Annotated in this window: 18 protein-coding genes; 10 read left to right on the top strand and 8 right to left on the bottom strand. The window is 39.0% G+C overall.

Features of this window, described 5'->3' with window-relative positions; translation table 11 throughout:
* Nucleotides 1-33: 33 nt before the first annotated feature.
* Nucleotides 34-915, top strand: a complete 882-nt coding sequence (locus BGC07_RS07940) for an NmrA family NAD(P)-binding protein (RefSeq protein WP_069312666.1) — start codon at nucleotides 34-36, stop codon at nucleotides 913-915.
* A gap of 220 nt (nucleotides 916-1,135) precedes the next feature.
* Entirely contained in the window at nucleotides 1,136-1,657 is a 522-nt protein-coding gene (locus tag BGC07_RS07935; protein WP_069312665.1) for a DUF2165 family protein, read from the top strand.
* A gap of 2 nt (nucleotides 1,658-1,659) precedes the next feature.
* Here BGC07_RS07935 and BGC07_RS07930 read toward each other — a convergent pair whose 3' ends face one another.
* Both BGC07_RS07930 and BGC07_RS07925 read right to left on the bottom strand, forming a co-directional pair.
* Nucleotides 1,660-4,137, bottom strand: a complete 2,478-nt coding sequence (locus BGC07_RS07930; RefSeq protein WP_139121652.1) for a HAMP domain-containing sensor histidine kinase — start codon at nucleotides 4,135-4,137, stop codon at nucleotides 1,660-1,662.
* Nucleotides 4,138-4,192: 55 nt separating this feature from the next.
* The gene (locus BGC07_RS07925; RefSeq protein WP_069312663.1) at nucleotides 4,193-5,005 is read right to left on the bottom strand and encodes an FkbM family methyltransferase; all 813 of its coding nucleotides are present in this window, start codon (nucleotides 5,003-5,005) and stop codon (nucleotides 4,193-4,195) included.
* A gap of 240 nt (nucleotides 5,006-5,245) precedes the next feature.
* Here BGC07_RS07925 and BGC07_RS07920 point away from each other — a divergent pair, with 240 nt between their 5' ends.
* Both BGC07_RS07920 and BGC07_RS07915 read left to right on the top strand, forming a co-directional pair.
* Entirely contained in the window at nucleotides 5,246-5,542 is a 297-nt protein-coding gene (locus BGC07_RS07920) for a hypothetical protein (RefSeq protein ID WP_069312662.1), read from the top strand.
* Entirely contained in the window at nucleotides 5,529-6,497 is a 969-nt protein-coding gene (locus BGC07_RS07915) for a response regulator (RefSeq protein WP_069312661.1), read from the top strand. Before BGC07_RS07920 ends, BGC07_RS07915 begins: the two co-directional genes overlap by 14 nt.
* Nucleotides 6,498-6,500: 3 nt before the next feature.
* On the opposite strand, the gene BGC07_RS07910 is transcribed toward BGC07_RS07915, so the two are convergent.
* Nucleotides 6,501-7,103 carry a hypothetical protein gene (locus BGC07_RS07910; protein WP_069312660.1) on the bottom strand — a complete coding sequence of 201 codons (603 nt, stop codon included), beginning with the start codon at nucleotides 7,101-7,103 and terminating at the stop codon, nucleotides 6,501-6,503.
* 351 nt (nucleotides 7,104-7,454) lie between these two features.
* On the opposite strand from BGC07_RS07910, the gene BGC07_RS07905 reads away from it, so the two are divergent.
* Nucleotides 7,455-7,715: a hypothetical protein gene (locus BGC07_RS07905; protein ID WP_069312659.1), complete on the top strand. Its 261-nt coding sequence runs from the start codon at nucleotides 7,455-7,457 to the stop codon at nucleotides 7,713-7,715.
* 142 nt (nucleotides 7,716-7,857) lie between these two features.
* On the opposite strand, the gene BGC07_RS07900 is transcribed toward BGC07_RS07905, so the two are convergent.
* Nucleotides 7,858-8,619 carry an SDR family oxidoreductase gene (locus BGC07_RS07900; RefSeq protein ID WP_069312658.1) on the bottom strand — a complete coding sequence of 254 codons (762 nt, stop codon included), beginning with the start codon at nucleotides 8,617-8,619 and terminating at the stop codon, nucleotides 7,858-7,860.
* Between the two features lie 117 nt (nucleotides 8,620-8,736).
* Between BGC07_RS07900 and BGC07_RS07895 the strand changes: the two genes are divergently transcribed.
* The 5 genes from BGC07_RS07895 (at nucleotide 8,737) to BGC07_RS07875 (ending at nucleotide 11,667) form a co-directional block, all read left to right on the top strand.
* Complete coding sequence (locus tag BGC07_RS07895; protein ID WP_235603028.1) at nucleotides 8,737-9,117, top strand: hypothetical protein; 381 nt, start codon at nucleotides 8,737-8,739, stop codon at nucleotides 9,115-9,117.
* A gap of 188 nt (nucleotides 9,118-9,305) precedes the next feature.
* Complete coding sequence (locus BGC07_RS07890) at nucleotides 9,306-9,668, top strand: type IV pilus modification PilV family protein (RefSeq protein WP_069312657.1); 363 nt, start codon at nucleotides 9,306-9,308, stop codon at nucleotides 9,666-9,668.
* On the top strand, nucleotides 9,661-10,503 hold the full coding sequence (locus BGC07_RS07885) for a PilW family protein (protein WP_077216812.1): 843 nt from the start codon (nucleotides 9,661-9,663) through the stop codon (nucleotides 10,501-10,503). Before BGC07_RS07890 ends, BGC07_RS07885 begins: the two co-directional genes overlap by 8 nt.
* A 21-nt stretch (nucleotides 10,504-10,524) precedes the next feature.
* Nucleotides 10,525-10,842, top strand: coding sequence for a hypothetical protein (locus BGC07_RS07880; RefSeq protein WP_235603027.1), 318 nt, complete (start codon nucleotides 10,525-10,527; stop codon nucleotides 10,840-10,842).
* A gap of 42 nt (nucleotides 10,843-10,884) precedes the next feature.
* The gene (locus BGC07_RS07875) at nucleotides 10,885-11,667 is read left to right on the top strand and encodes an MlaA family lipoprotein (protein WP_235603026.1); all 783 of its coding nucleotides are present in this window, start codon (nucleotides 10,885-10,887) and stop codon (nucleotides 11,665-11,667) included.
* A gap of 38 nt (nucleotides 11,668-11,705) precedes the next feature.
* Here BGC07_RS07875 and BGC07_RS07870 read toward each other — a convergent pair whose 3' ends face one another.
* From BGC07_RS07870 to pip, 4 genes are all read right to left on the bottom strand, one after another.
* Entirely contained in the window at nucleotides 11,706-12,002 is a 297-nt protein-coding gene (locus BGC07_RS07870; protein ID WP_077216811.1) for a PilZ domain-containing protein, read from the bottom strand.
* Nucleotides 12,003-12,084: 82 nt separating this feature from the next.
* Complete coding sequence (locus BGC07_RS24140) at nucleotides 12,085-12,975, bottom strand: DUF1853 family protein (protein ID WP_449421073.1); 891 nt, start codon at nucleotides 12,973-12,975, stop codon at nucleotides 12,085-12,087.
* Between the two features lies 1 nt (nucleotide 12,976).
* Entirely contained in the window at nucleotides 12,977-13,414 is a 438-nt protein-coding gene (gene dtd / locus BGC07_RS07860; protein ID WP_069312653.1) for a D-aminoacyl-tRNA deacylase, read from the bottom strand.
* A gap of 5 nt (nucleotides 13,415-13,419) precedes the next feature.
* The gene (pip, locus tag BGC07_RS07855) at nucleotides 13,420-14,370 is read right to left on the bottom strand and encodes a prolyl aminopeptidase (protein WP_069312652.1); all 951 of its coding nucleotides are present in this window, start codon (nucleotides 14,368-14,370) and stop codon (nucleotides 13,420-13,422) included.
* Between the last annotated feature and the right edge of the window lie 61 nt (nucleotides 14,371-14,431).

Below are 14,431 nucleotides of genomic sequence, written 5' to 3'. Positions count from 1 at the left end.
AATATACTTACTGCGATTATAAAAGGATAAAGCATGGCAAAAAAACGCTTTCTTATTTTAGGTGCGAGTGGTAGAACAGGGTTTGAGGTCTTAAGGCAAGCAGCAGCGCAAGCTGACTTGTATACCGTTGCCGCAATTCATTCGCCCGCTAAAAAATCAATAGTAGAGCCATATGCCAATGAGGTCATTTGCTTAGACTACGATCAACCAGGGGCTTTGTTGCCAGCATTGGAAAATATTGATGTTTGTTATATGGTACTGCCGCGTCATGATCATGAAATAACTCATGCAAATGCTATTATTGAAGCTGCTGTGCAGGCGAGTATAGGGCATATTATCTATTTGTCTGCTTTAACCCTTGCTGGTGATACTGGTGCTGCGGCACAAACTAAAATACAGATCCAACATCAAATTGAGCAAAGTGGCTTGAATTACACGTTTCTGCGGCCGACATTTTTTATGCAAAGGGTGCTCTATTTACCTTTTGAAAAAGATCGAAACAGAGTACGAATTTTTGCAACTGTTGGTGAAGGGCGAGTGCCATTTATTGATACGGGGGATATTGCCAAAGCTGCCATTATATCGATTAATAACCCAAAATTGCATCGACAGGGGATTAATCTGACAGGAGACTATGCTTTATCTATGGCAGAAGTCACTCGGTTATTATCACGGTATTTAAACAAGAATGTTATTTATATCGATGAACCTGAAGAGAATTTTTCTAAAAGGCTTATCGCTGAGGGTTATAGCGATTTGCGTGTTGAGAAGCAGCTGGAGACTTTTAGGTTATGGCGTGCTAACCAGCATAGTGATGTTTGCACTGACTTTTATGAGGCGACAGGTCAGAAGAAAACGGATTTTAAAGGCTTTGTCGAGCGTGAGCTGTCGCAAATCAGACGGATATACGGTTAATTTTCTACAGTCTCGTTGATTAATATGAGAGGCCCAAGTCATAGCTATAAAAGACTTTTCTTATTTTAACATTCTGAATTTAGGTTTATTTTATTTGATAGGTAGTTTTTGTTAAGGCATTTTTCCTAGTTGAGAAGCAATGTTCACTTGTACCATTTTGCTTGGTTTAGATATAATACATAAATGATGCACCATAATTTTATTAGTTTGAGCAAAGTTTATGATTTATAAAGTGTCTTTTGTTAGCGCTCAAAGAGCGGTTAAGTCTTTTTTGGCTTTAGCTATAGGCTGTTTTGGTTTGATTGTTGCGATCGATAATATAGTTGATTTTCAGTCAAACTATACTTTCGTTAAGCATGTACTTTCGATGGACAGTATGCAACCTTTCTTTCATGGGACGCACTTATTGTCCAGAGCAATTACAAATACAACATTACAATTACTTTGTTACTATTTTATAATTTTTGGTGAGCTTTTATTCGGATTATTGTCATTTATTAGCGGCTTGTTAATGCTATTTAAAATAAATGCTGAGCAAACTATATTTAATCAATCCAAAGTACTTTTCATTATTGGAGTATTTGTTGGGTTGCTCATCTGGTATTTTGGCTTTTGTGTGATTGGAGGAGAGTATTTTTCAATGTGGGCTAATCAATGGAATGGGCAGGACAAGGCATATACATTTGTAACTTTTTTACTGATTGCATTACTCTATATTACTAGGCCAGAAAAGCATGATTAATCTTAAAAAGGAGGTTCTTTTGATATGACCTCCTTTATCCAGGAATAATTCCCTGCAAATTTATTGGGGCTATAGCCGGTAGTTAATGTAATATGATGAAACCCGAGATTGTATATTTTTTCTGCGATTAGTTCACCTTTAACATTGTCAGCTAAATTAGAATCTATATAAATATGTGTATATTTTTCATGATTATGGTGATGGGCGAAAAAATCTATTTCAGAGGGGTAAGTTGTTAGCATGACTTGGGATCGTTCTGCAGCAAGCTCCCAGGTGGTTCGGACGATTTCACTATCATCAATTAAAACACAACTCATTGATTCGCTACTAATTGTAATTTTCACATGAGGAACATAATACTTAGGGATGATTTTTACATTCATTGCTAAACAACGTTGTCGAATTTTTTGATCTTCATAGCGACTAGTGACTAAATAACAGTATTGATTTAACTTTAGTTTCTCAATAATATCAAGACCTGTCCTTGCTTCATTTAGCAATTCGTAATCCATCAAGAATAAACATTCTTCTTTATTGTTTTGATTGTGCCAGTTTTCAAATTTTTGTGTGTTGTAAAAATCGACTAGTTGTATGTTTTTAGCTATACCTTTAATTCGCTGGCTCCATATACTATGTACAGATTGATCATCATCTAACACAATAATATTTTGTATTTTGGAAGTGATTAAAACTGCCTCGGCAAACCAGAAAGGTGAAGGGGTCGTTGCCAGTTGTATTGTGACTATAGTCCCATTGCCAATGATGGATTGAATATCAAGTTTTCCATGCCAAGCAGCAATTGTTGCTCGTGCAGAGGATAAGCCAATCCCTGTCCCCTTTTCTTTCCCTGAACTAATTTCTTCATTCATTACTCTTTTAATAAGCTTAGAAGGCATTCCTATCCCATTATCCGCTATGGATATCTTTGCAAATTGGTCTAACTTATCTAGTTTTATAGTAATTAATCCTTTTGTTGGGGTTGCCTCTATTGCATTATTGATTAAGTTAGAAATAACTCTTTTAAATTTAATCGCATCAACTTCAGAAAAAAGGCCATATGCCTTATCAGTAATAACTAAAGAAAATTGAATGTCCGAAGATTGGTTAGATGCACGTTTTTCTGAGACTATTTCGTCTAATAAACAAAATAGTAGTTCAGGTGACATATTGTCTGAGTGGTTTGTATCTATATCTTTGGCCTGGTAAGCGCGGTAGTGGTTAAGTAAGTTATTAGCAATATCGTTGATTCTTTGAGTAGCTTGTTGTATAAGTAATCGCTTCTCTTCTGGTAGTTTTTCGACATCTTTAGTCATTGCACTTAATGCTGTTAGAGGGCTTTGGATATCATGGGCAACTTGGCTAGCTAAGTTTGCTAGTGTTTTAGATTTTTCTGACTCTAGTAGTTTGTTTTGGTCATTTTTTATTTTGTCAATCATTTTATCTAGCGCATCTGCGAGGACATTAACCTCATCTCGAGAGTGGTCCGATTTTAATTTAATATCTAAATCACCAGAAATAGACATTTTAGATACAGCGCTATTCATAAGGGTTATTTTGTTTACTAATTTCTTTGCTAAAATTCTTGATATAATAAAAGAAATAACAAGTGTGATTAAAAATATAATTGTCAGGTTTATCTGAAAGTTTAATATTCTATTGTCTAGATACTCTTTAGATATTCCTAGTTTTAATATATAGTAATAGTCATTATTAATACCGTTTTGTATCTTTTTATACTGACATTCACAACATTTCTTAATATCAGAATTTACTTTAAATTTGAATATCTTGTCTCCTTTGTTTAAAGTTTTTTTGAACTCGGGTATGTTCTTTCCATGGAAAAACTTCCCTTTTGAGTTTATATAGCCAAGAGCAAAGTTGTTGGGTGAATATATACCTATACTGCTAATGCTTTTGTCATACTGAACTGCCTTATGCAGCATCTCATCAATGTATTGAAGTTTTACTTTTGATTCTAGAATGTAGTTTCTATTTGTGCTGGGGATCATAATAAACTTGGATGGGACGACAGTGGGCCAATCTGGCACTACAGGTGTAATTACCTTATCTAATGTCCCCCAGGTTAGTTGTTTATATTCTTTACAGTAATCAAAAACTGAGTGTGTTTCCTTTTCAATCGGTATATCTGACGCACGAATGAACCAACCATTTTTATTCATTATATAGAGGCCTTGTACACCCAGTTTCTTTGCCAGCTCAGCTAATTCAATGTTGGAGGGGAGTGGCCTATTATCAATTTTTTCTTTTAAAACGGCAACAGCATTTTTGTTAATGCTGTCACTTAATATCTCCATTTGTTGGAAAGAGTTAGATATGTTATGACCTAAAGTTTGGTAGCGGCTGTTGAACTCTTGTTGTATACCGGACTTTGTTAAGCAATAAATGCTTAATATCAATACTAGAGATATTAATACTGTACTTGATAGAATAGACAAGAATATTTTGTTGGCAAAATTCAAGCTTATTGCATCTCAATTAATGGTTAGTGTGTACTTCTTAGCTTGAAGGTGGTTTTTATCTAATAAAAGCAAAAGATGACCCTGCAATATTGTGGATTCTATAGCCAAGGTTTGTTAAGTCGTTAATAACTTCACTTGCTTGTTGTGACCCAAGAATTTGAAAGTGTATTTCTATTATTATTTTATTTGGCATATGATTGTACTTCTTGTTAAATAAGTATTTTTCAGCTCCCTCTATATCTAAAATGAGAACGGTGGGTTGATATTTTGATAGTAAATTCTCTAATTGGAGAACTTTTATTTTTTTAGGGGGCTTGTGGTCTTTATTCTTTCCTTTATTAAGAGATGAAAACCAAAATTCTTCATGATTAATGTAAAAATCAACTACTGATGAATTTGCGTTAGAGGATATACATCCATCGATAACAATAATTGAAGCATTGTTTAACTGTGCATTTTTTATAATTAGAGGGTGTAATCGAGCATCTGGCTCTACAGCAATTACTTCATTGTTGGTTAATTTTGCCGCATAACAACTTGTTAATCTCATGCCTGCTCCAATATCAAGAACGTTATCATCAAGTTCAATAAAGTTTTTCATAAGTGAAATTTCCGACTCTTCGTAATCTCCTAGGCATAACAAATAAGCTATTCTTGGCCCAACAACATGATTGATTTCTATTTTAAGCTCTGTAGACTCATGAATAATCTGAAAGTCATTATTGTTTAGTGATTCGAGTAGTATGGTGAATGCCTCGATGTGTTGCTCTTCGTTTCTATGGGGTTTGATTACTTCCATCAGTCCACGCTCAGTTATGCTATCATTTTTCTCTTTTTTTAGTTGATTAATGGCATCTAATAACTGCATGATTTTGATCCTTTAATATTATTGTCACACTGTGTCCTATAGGCCTCTATCAAGTAGGGACGAGAGCGTTGTGTTAGCTTCTCAAAGTGCCTATATTTGGTTAACAATACTATATCGGAACATTGATTGGGTAAAGTGTATCAAAAGTATTGTGGACTGGAGAGCTAGAGCGCTTAGTTGAAAATAAGCCTAACCTTGTTATTATAACCTGTGTTGGTGGTTCAACTAAGTAAAATATAAATGAAAGTTAAGAATGAATGGAACGAATATAGTCTTGATAAGGAGCAGTTACAGCATGATTTGGATAATGCTGTGACGTCATTGATTACCTTATCAACAGCAGCAGAGCCTGTGATTCATAATTTAATTCATCATTATCAGGGTGAGTCATTGACAATGGTGCTATCACCAAAGCAGCTTGAAATACTACAAAAATCTATGAGGCTTGTGAAAGAAGAGGCTGAAAAAATACAGCAGATGGCAGGCGATGTGATGAAAGTCGTTGAGAAAATGGGTGAAGTTAATGAAGAAAAGTAATCAAAATTTTCCTTGCTATTATCATCCGACACAGGTGCTCTTTGTTGATGACAGTCCTGGTTTCTTGGCAGCGATGGAATTGTCCTATGGACACAAACTTGATACGGTACAAGAGCGCAATCCATTGAATGCTTTAGACTTAATTAATTCACAGTCCTCAGCATGTAGTGCTCTTTCTTACTTGGCAAGTAAAGACCAGGCTGTACTCATTGATGATGATAGTGACCAAATTGAAGATGCTGCAAAATTTCAACTCCAGTTAAACCTGCGAGAGCTTCCTAGTTTTCTTCAACAGCAGAATATGAACAGGCCAGTTGCGGTGGTGGTGGTTGATTACGATATGCCTGAAATGAATGGTCTAGATTTTGTCCGTGCGATTAAAAATAATCGAATAAAGAAAATTATGCTCACTGCAAAAGCAGATCAAGATATTGCGATAGAGGCGTTTAATGATGGCTTAATTGACCAGTTTATTTATAAAACAGATCGTCGGCTACAAGAAAAATTGTTTAGTGTAATACAAGAATTGACGAATGTTTATTTTGATGACCTTTCTGAGAATATTAGAAATATAGTTAAACTGGATAATTCAACCTGTAACCTTTTACAAGATAAAAAATATATCAATCAATTAAATATGGTGAAAGAGCAGCTTGGCACATTTTGTTACCACCTCTATGACCAACATGGTAGTTATCAGTTTTTAGACGCAAAGGGTCAAAAAACGATTGTTCTTGTTGAAAACAAAGAGGGCTTTTTGGAAAAGCTTGCCTTGCTTGAAAGTATTGAAGCGCCAGGAGAGTTAATTGATGCCGTGAAATCACGGAAGAAATTGCTCTTTATTGAGCGTGAATCTTGTTATCATCGCCCAGCAGAAGAATGGGATAAATACCTTCATGATGCGATAGCAATTTCTGAGGAGCATTATTGCGCGATTATTCCTTGCCAACCATAGCGGTTATTCTCTACGCGTCCAGATGATAGGCGCTGCGGTGATAACCTCTATATCGGTTAACCGAGGGTAGCTTTTATTTAAAGGGCTTAGGTTGAATGCTCCTGACTTTGCACTGTATTCAAGTACACGGATATGAGTGTTGTAATCCTTATCAAAAATAATGCATTCGCAGCCTATGGCCTGGTGGATATCAGGTTGGGTAATGCCGGCAACATGAGTTTTAGGGTAGAGGTAGGGGAGCATGCTGTCATCGCTAATATAGGCATTGATGGCATTTTGCTGTTGCTTAAAAGTTGCAAGTTCATTTTGAATCGCAGATTCTGCGAGTGCGTTACTATTGGCTAAAGAAGGAGCTTCGCCGACACCAAACATTAGCCAGGCCTGGGTGCAGCTAACATTTTGACTTGTGAAGTAGTCGATTAATTTACTGCAGCCCTTGTTTGTTAGTCCTCCGCCCCAGCCGAGCTCCCAGCCTTTTAATGAAGTGCTGCTAATATTGCTGGCTTGGCTAAACTCAATACGGGTAATTCCGGATAATAAAGTTTCGCGAATCTCTCTAAGGCGTTTACCACGATTTTCTGGAGAAGCTAAGTTATCATTAGGCATGTGAGTAATATTTCACTTAGTTACATAAGGTATAGGTTAGGACTTAGGTTAATATAACGTGAAAAGGACTAAAATGGTATATAAAAATAACCCTTTCAACCTCGTGACTTATTAAATGACTAAATGGTTTTTATAATAATTATTGTTATAATTCGATATTTTTCATAATTATTAGATAATTGCTGTTTTTATTTTTAGTGTATTAAATATGCTTTTGTTTAGAGTTGTTGACTTGAAGGGTTAAAAAATATTGACATATTTAACCCTTGTAGGTAATCTGAAACTGGTGTTAAATCAGTTGGATGATTGATTTAAAGTGAATTAATATAGTTATTGCTTAAGGATACAACAATGAAATTGGCCGCAATCGACGAATTGTATGAGTCTATTCAATGCAACAGTGAGATGAGTCTGTCTCCTGAATATGCCTCTAAGCTGATGCAAATTGCTGTTGCTTATTCAGGGCAGCATGTTTTGAATTTATCGAGCCAAATGAAACTTGCATTGCCTGAGCAAAAAGAAATTATTGGTATGCTTGTTAAAAGCGTACAGGAAAGCTTGGAAAATTACGTGCAGCAGCCAAGTGATAAAATAACAACAGTACGGCATTAAATAAAATAAAATAAAAAGAAAATTATTATGTATAGAGTGTGCTCTTTTTAGACTATAAACTAGGGAAATATAACTCAGGTTCTAGTTAAGTTCAGCTGAAGAAGTGGGTTTCTTCAGCTGCTTTTTCCACTGATACTATTTTTTACAAACGTAAACCGCCATCACAACCGATGATGCGTCCGGTAAAATAATCATTTTCTAGAATAAACTGTGCTGTTTTTGCAATGTCCTCGGGTTGTCCCATTTTTTGTAGAGGAATGCTTTTTTCTACGCGCTCGAGTGCTTCGGCTTTCATGGTTTGCGTCATTTCAGTGGCGATAAAGCCAGGGGCGATGCCGCCAACGCGGATATTGTAACGGGCAAGTTCTTTGGCCCAAGTGACGGTCATGGCAGCGACGCCTGCTTTAGAGGCGGTATAATTTGTTTGACCGACATTGCCATCTTTAGAAATACTGGCGATATTAATGATAACTCCTGGAGTTTTGTTTTCGATCATCTGGCTTGCAGCTTCACGCGTGCACAAGAAAACGGCGGTTAAGTTAACATCGATGACCGCTTGCCAGGATTCTAGCGACATTCTGTTAATGACTTTATTATTTTTAGCTTTAACGAGTAAAGCATCGCGGGTGATACCGGCATTATTGATTAAGCCATGTAGGGGGCCGCATTGTGACTGAATATCTTGAAAAAGGTTGATGACCTCTTGCTCTGAGGCGACATTGGCGGTTAAGCAGGTCGCTTGGCCACCTGCCTGTTCACAAAGTGCGGCAGTTTCGTCGAGTTTGCTTTCATTGAGGTCAACAAGAGCAAGGGCTGCACCTGATTTTGCAAGTTGGATGGCCATCGCTTGGCCGAGGCCTTGAGCTGCTCCTGTGATAACAATGGTCTTTCCCTGGATATCCATACGGTATACTCTCCCTTGTGGGCACTAGATTTAAATTCGTGTAAATTGACATGTTGCACAATAAGTATAGCTGTAGTTTACCAGCTTAGAGATTTTTACAAATAAAGTGAGTGAGTTATGAAATATATGAAGGCCGTTGCTGGGATGTGGGCGCATCGGCGTTGGTTAAAACAGTGCTTAGTTCAGCATCGTTTAGCCCGAGTGACACAACTAACAGCAGAACAATTACATCGCCTTAATGTTAAAGTCCTTGCCTTAGATTATGACGGGGTTTTAGTCTCCCATGGTAAAACAGAGCTTTCTACAGAGTATGAAGTTTGGTTAGAGAATCTGATGGGACAATTTGAGGGCGAAGTCTGCATCTTATCGAATAAGCCAGAAGCTGCTCGTGAAAACTACATGCAAAAACGATTTTCGGCTATGGGCTTTATCTCAGGCGTAGTAAAAAAAGCCGTCACCTGCTGGATTGTTCTATATAGCAAAGCATTATCAAGTTGAAGCGCAGGACATTTTATTGGTCGATGATCGATTGCTTTGTGGTATGCTGGCGGTAGCGTGTGCTAAGACACAAGGGATTTATATCGATAAACCACTCACTGCGTTTTCAAGTGCCTTTTTGCACGAGAGCTTTTTTGCAACACTGAGAACTTGGGAGCGTTGGAGTGTGAGATTACTGACATTATTTTATGGCCGATGAGCAAGGAACAAGCTTAGTTGAAATTTTGATCGCATTGATGATCATCAGTGTGATGGTGATGAGCGCGCAGGTGGTGAGTCAGTTGAGCATGCAGTCAGGTCAAGCTTTAATGCGCCAGCGTGCCTTATTTTTACTTGCAGATATAGCCGCTGAGAAAAAAGCAGTTGATCGCTATTCTTTAAATCAAATGGTGGCACTTGCAGATTGGCAGCAACGTGTCAGACAGCGACTCCCCTTTGGTGGACTATTTTTATATCAACATCGTTTTGTGATGACTTGGGGTAAGCCTGTAACGGGTCAAATTACAAGTTGTGTACAAGCTCACACAAGCTGCTTAATTGTTTATGCATAAGCAGCAAGGCATCAGCTTAATTGAGATGATGGTTGCGCTGTTGTTAGCCAGTTTTGTGATCGCTATTGCTGTGATGCTGTACCTGCATTTTGATCGCGCGGCTAGATTTTCTGAAAATAAATTAAACGTGGCGAGAAAAGCAGCGGTAGGGTTACAGATGATCGTTAATGATGTGCAAACATTACAGAGCTTATCGCCGATCAATTGTCCAGAGCTTGGCTTTCAGAATAGGACCGGTGAGAAAATTGTCGGCATTGATGAGGCAAGCTTAGGGCTTGTTAAAATTTATCCGGCAGGAAATTCAGTATTAAAACAGCTGGGCATAGAGGCTATAGCAGGTACGCAAGCCTTATTAGCCTATCTGCCAAAAGGCAGCTTAAATTATCTGGAGCTTGCAGCGAAATCTACCGACACTTCATTACGCTTAAATCATGCTGAAAATAAACAAGGCACGCTGTGGGTAGTGGCAAATTGCAAGGTGAAGTTATTGCTCTTAGGGAGGAGCTATCGAAGCAATGTCATACTCAATCATGCTTTGGGTGATGATATTGCTGCAGGCGCAACGGTTTGGCCGCTAGAGTTGCGGGTGTTTTACATTGGTCAAACCTCGCAGGGAAATGATGCTTTGTTTTTGCGTGATGATAGTGGGCGGCATGAGCTGGTTGAAGATATTAATAGCTTGAAGTTAAGCTATGGTTGGGTTGATTCAGGGCAGCTGGTGTGGAGTGATCGGTTATTGTCTGGGGCTTTGCTTGCTTTAATTAAAATCAGCCTGAGTGTGGTCGGTGAAAATAATTCTGAGCAATTGCCTTGGCACAGAGAGGTTTTGCTCTAGTTGGATGAATGAGAAATGCATTTGGGTGGGCAAAAAGGATCGGCACTTGTTGTTGTGGTCATCATCAGTGCTCTGATAAGCTTGCTGGTTTTAAGGTACGCAGAGCAAATTGAGCTTACCGTTAAAGCAAACCAAGCCGGCTTGGTTGGTATCCAGCAGCAGTTAGACCAATTGGTCGATGCTTCGATAATTAATCAATGTATAGCGCTTAAGCAGAGTTCTTGTGGCAGTTATGGAATCAGCTTGCTTGGCGAAGATGATCATTTTGCTTATTATCGATTGCAATCTAAAAAAATGGCAGGGCAGAGTAAAATTTTTGCCGTGACCATAGTGAATTAGAGTAAACTAGTGCAGAAATAATGAGAAAGCATAATGACAATCATGAAAAAACAACGACTTGCCCATAAAGCAAAAGCTGTAGGAAGGAGTTTAGGGCTGGTAACCCTTGCGGGTGCGTTGGCAGCCTGTGCGACAGCGACGCCACAACATCCTGACCCTTATGAGAAATATAACCGCTCGATGTATCGCTTTAATACAAAAATGGATACAGCGATTCTAAAACCTGTCGCCCAAGGATATAAGACAGTGACACCAAAGGTTGTTCGCAAAGGCGTCACGAATTTCTTTGACAATGTTCATCAAGTGCCAACGATTATGAATGATCTATTGCAAGGAGAGTTTAAAATCGCAGGCTGGGATAGCTTACGCTTTGTGATGAACTCAACCCTGGGGATCTTTGGCCTGATCGATGTTGCAGGGGCCGCAGGCATTCAGCAGCATGACCAAAGTTTTGGCCTGACGCTTGCCAAATGGAGTGGTAATAAACCAGACTCACCGTATTTTGTATTGCCGCTACTTGGTCCATCGACAGTGAGGGGGGCGCTTGGAACGCCTGTAGATCTTGTGACAACACCGATTTATTATGTGAAGCCGGTGGCGTTATCCTATGGTTTGTCTGGCTTGTGGGCGATCAATAAACGTGCAGGGTTCTTGGGGAATGAGAAAATACTCAACGCTCTGACTTTAGATCCTTATATCGCACAACGTAATGCTTATTTACAATTGCGTGCACAACAGCTTAAAAATAGTGGCAAGAGTCCATTTATGCCAGACACAATCTGGAGCTACCAGTACGAATTACCCACGGATGATGCGGGCAGTTAATGGTGTTTGCATGAAAAGAGAGGTGAAGTGGCTGCCTATTAAGCAATCGTTTGAATTTCACCTGCGATTACAAAGAGGTCTTCACCTTCTTCAAAAGTACGGTTCACCTTGACTTGAGCCTCAAGTGGTGGAATATAATTGCCATTAGGCTCTAAGGCAACGTCAACAATCGTACCAACGGGGATATCGATATTCGTTTCAAATAAGATGCCGCCACCGCTTAAGTTTTGACAGATGCCTTGGTAAAGCTCCTCACTATTGGGTATGGTAAAGTGGAGCTTCGCTTGAGCATCAAGGCGAATATATTCGCGCTTTTCTTCATACTCAACCATCATGCGTTCCTAATTTTTTTGAGTCAAAATCATCCTTACCCTAAGCTTTGTTGATCTTTGTGACGCTGTCAATTTTTACTTTCACTCAAAATGGCCAAGTATTTGGGGTGATAAAGCCACGGCTTTGTTCTTGTAGGTTTTTATTGAGTTCACAAACTAAAAGAGGAGCTTGTTGCTTTTTAAAATAATCTAAACAGTGCTGATAGAGTTTGGTTTTTGTGAAAAGCTGACTGGAGTCTGGTCTGGTTGGTGGCGCAAGCCAATGCGGTTTATTTAAAAGAATCCATGTGCTGTCGGCGTTTAATAAAGCTGGAATATGGTGTAGGTGGGTCCACCAGCCTTGCAATGATTCCGGATTGATAACCTCTGGAGTCCTAGTGGTTATTGATGTGGCTAAATGCAATGGAGTAAAGAGGTAACCTTTCACTAATACAGCTGGCTGTATATTGTTGAGTTGGTTTTGCTTAAGATAATTATGACTGTCTGGGTGCTTACTGAGTTGGCTTTGTTGGTAAATAAGTTGATTGAACTTTAAATCTAAACGATCTTTGCAGTTTGGTCCTAGCCAGTTATGCATTTTTTTTGAAATTTTGATTATTGATGGCGAGGTAAAATTTAATGGCAACTTCAAGGTGCTGGATTGGTTGATTAATGGACTCTTGTAGAATAAAGTCGAATTCGCCGATGGTTTTTTATTCTTAATCACTTGTTGACTGAATATTATTTTCTCATAATGGCACTCTTGATAGATAAAAAGTAAGAGCTTTTCGAAGTATTTGCCGATACGCGTGCTGCAATTTTCTAAATGCTTGAGTAAAGCTTTAGGATTTTTATCCAGGTTTTTAAAATAATCAAGAGGTAATTCAGGCAGAGCAAAAGATTCAACTTGGTTGGGTAGGGAGCTAGTGAATAGAGAAGGGCTGTGAGTGACCCAATACAGATCACTCACACATTGGTGTTGAAGTTGAATGGGCATATTACATTTCAATTAAAAAAGTCACCGGCCCATCATTAATGAGGGAGACCTGCATATTAGCGCCAAATTCTCCTGCATAAATTTTACTGTAACTTTCTTTAGCGGTGTGTATTAATGCATCGAAATAATGTTCGGCTTTTTCAGGCGCGAGACTGGTGGAGAAGCCGGCTCGCAGTCCCTTTTTAGTATCCGCTGCGAGAGTGAATTGCGGGACAAATAATACTTGGCCGTTAATGTCGGTGATATTTTTATTCATACGGCCTTGCTCATCTGAAAAAATGCGGTATTTAATCAATTTATCAACAAAGCGTGGGATTTGATCGGGTTGATCATCGGCTTGAAAGCCGATTAAAATAAGACTGCCTTGATCAATGTGGGCGATGCACTCACCGGAGACGTGGACACTCGCCTGAGAGACGCGTTGGATTAGTCCTTTCATTTTTATTAAAACCTTAATGACATGGTATTTGTTGCGCGAATAAGAGCATCGATAATGGCAGGCTCGTCCGCACTATGACCGGCATCACGGATAATATTCAGTTGAGATTCAGGCCAGGCTTGATGAAGTTGCCAGGCATTTTTAATCGGGCAAATCATATCATAACGGCCATGGACAATAATACAAGGTGTGCCGCTAAGGCGGCCAATGTGATTAAGAATGCGGCCCTCTTCGATAAAACAATTATTTTTAAAATAATGACATTCAATTCTGGCAATGGCGAGGGCATAATGTGGGTCAGTGGCTGATTTTACATGTTTGGGGTTTGGGTCAAGTGTGGCGCAACGTGCTTCAAAGCCAGCCCACTTTTTGGCGGCATTGAGTCGTTCGATTTCATTATCGCCAAAGAGACGCTCATGATAGTCATTAATCAGAGCTTTTGTTGAGCTGGCATCGATGTGACGAGTAAAGTCCTGCCAATAATCAGGGAAAATTTCCCCGATACCCGATTCACCTAAAAACCAATTGATATCATGTTGAGTTGCTAGGAAAATGCCACGCAAGATTAAACCGCTGACGCGCTCCGGATGCTCTTGTGCGTAGAGTAAAGAAAGAGTTGAGCCCCACGAACCGCCAAAAATGAGCCATTGTTTGATATTTAAATGCTCGCGAATTTTTTCTATGTCTTCAATGAGGTGTACTGTGGTGTTATTATCCACGGAACCATGGGGAGTCGAGCGACCACAACCGCGTTGGTCAAATAAAATAATTCGGTAAGCTTCTGGGTCAAAGTAGCGACGACTGCGATCAGAGCAGCTGCCGCCCGGACCGCCATGAACATAAAGAATGGGAATTCCTTGGGGATTGCCGCTTTCCTCGATGTAGAGGGTATGCTGGGAATCGACTTGTAATTGATGGGTTTGATTGGGTTTGATGCGTGGGTAGAGTGTTAGCATATGGCAAGCCTCTTCACTTATAATGGTCACTGTTTGATTTAACGTTAGCATTTTTTGATAA

The organism is Piscirickettsia litoralis, assembly GCF_001720395.1.
Taxonomy (GTDB): domain Bacteria; phylum Pseudomonadota; class Gammaproteobacteria; order Piscirickettsiales; family Piscirickettsiaceae; genus Piscirickettsia; species Piscirickettsia litoralis.
Note: the sequence above shows the minus strand (reverse complement) of the source record. Positions and strands in the feature narration are given on the sequence as shown.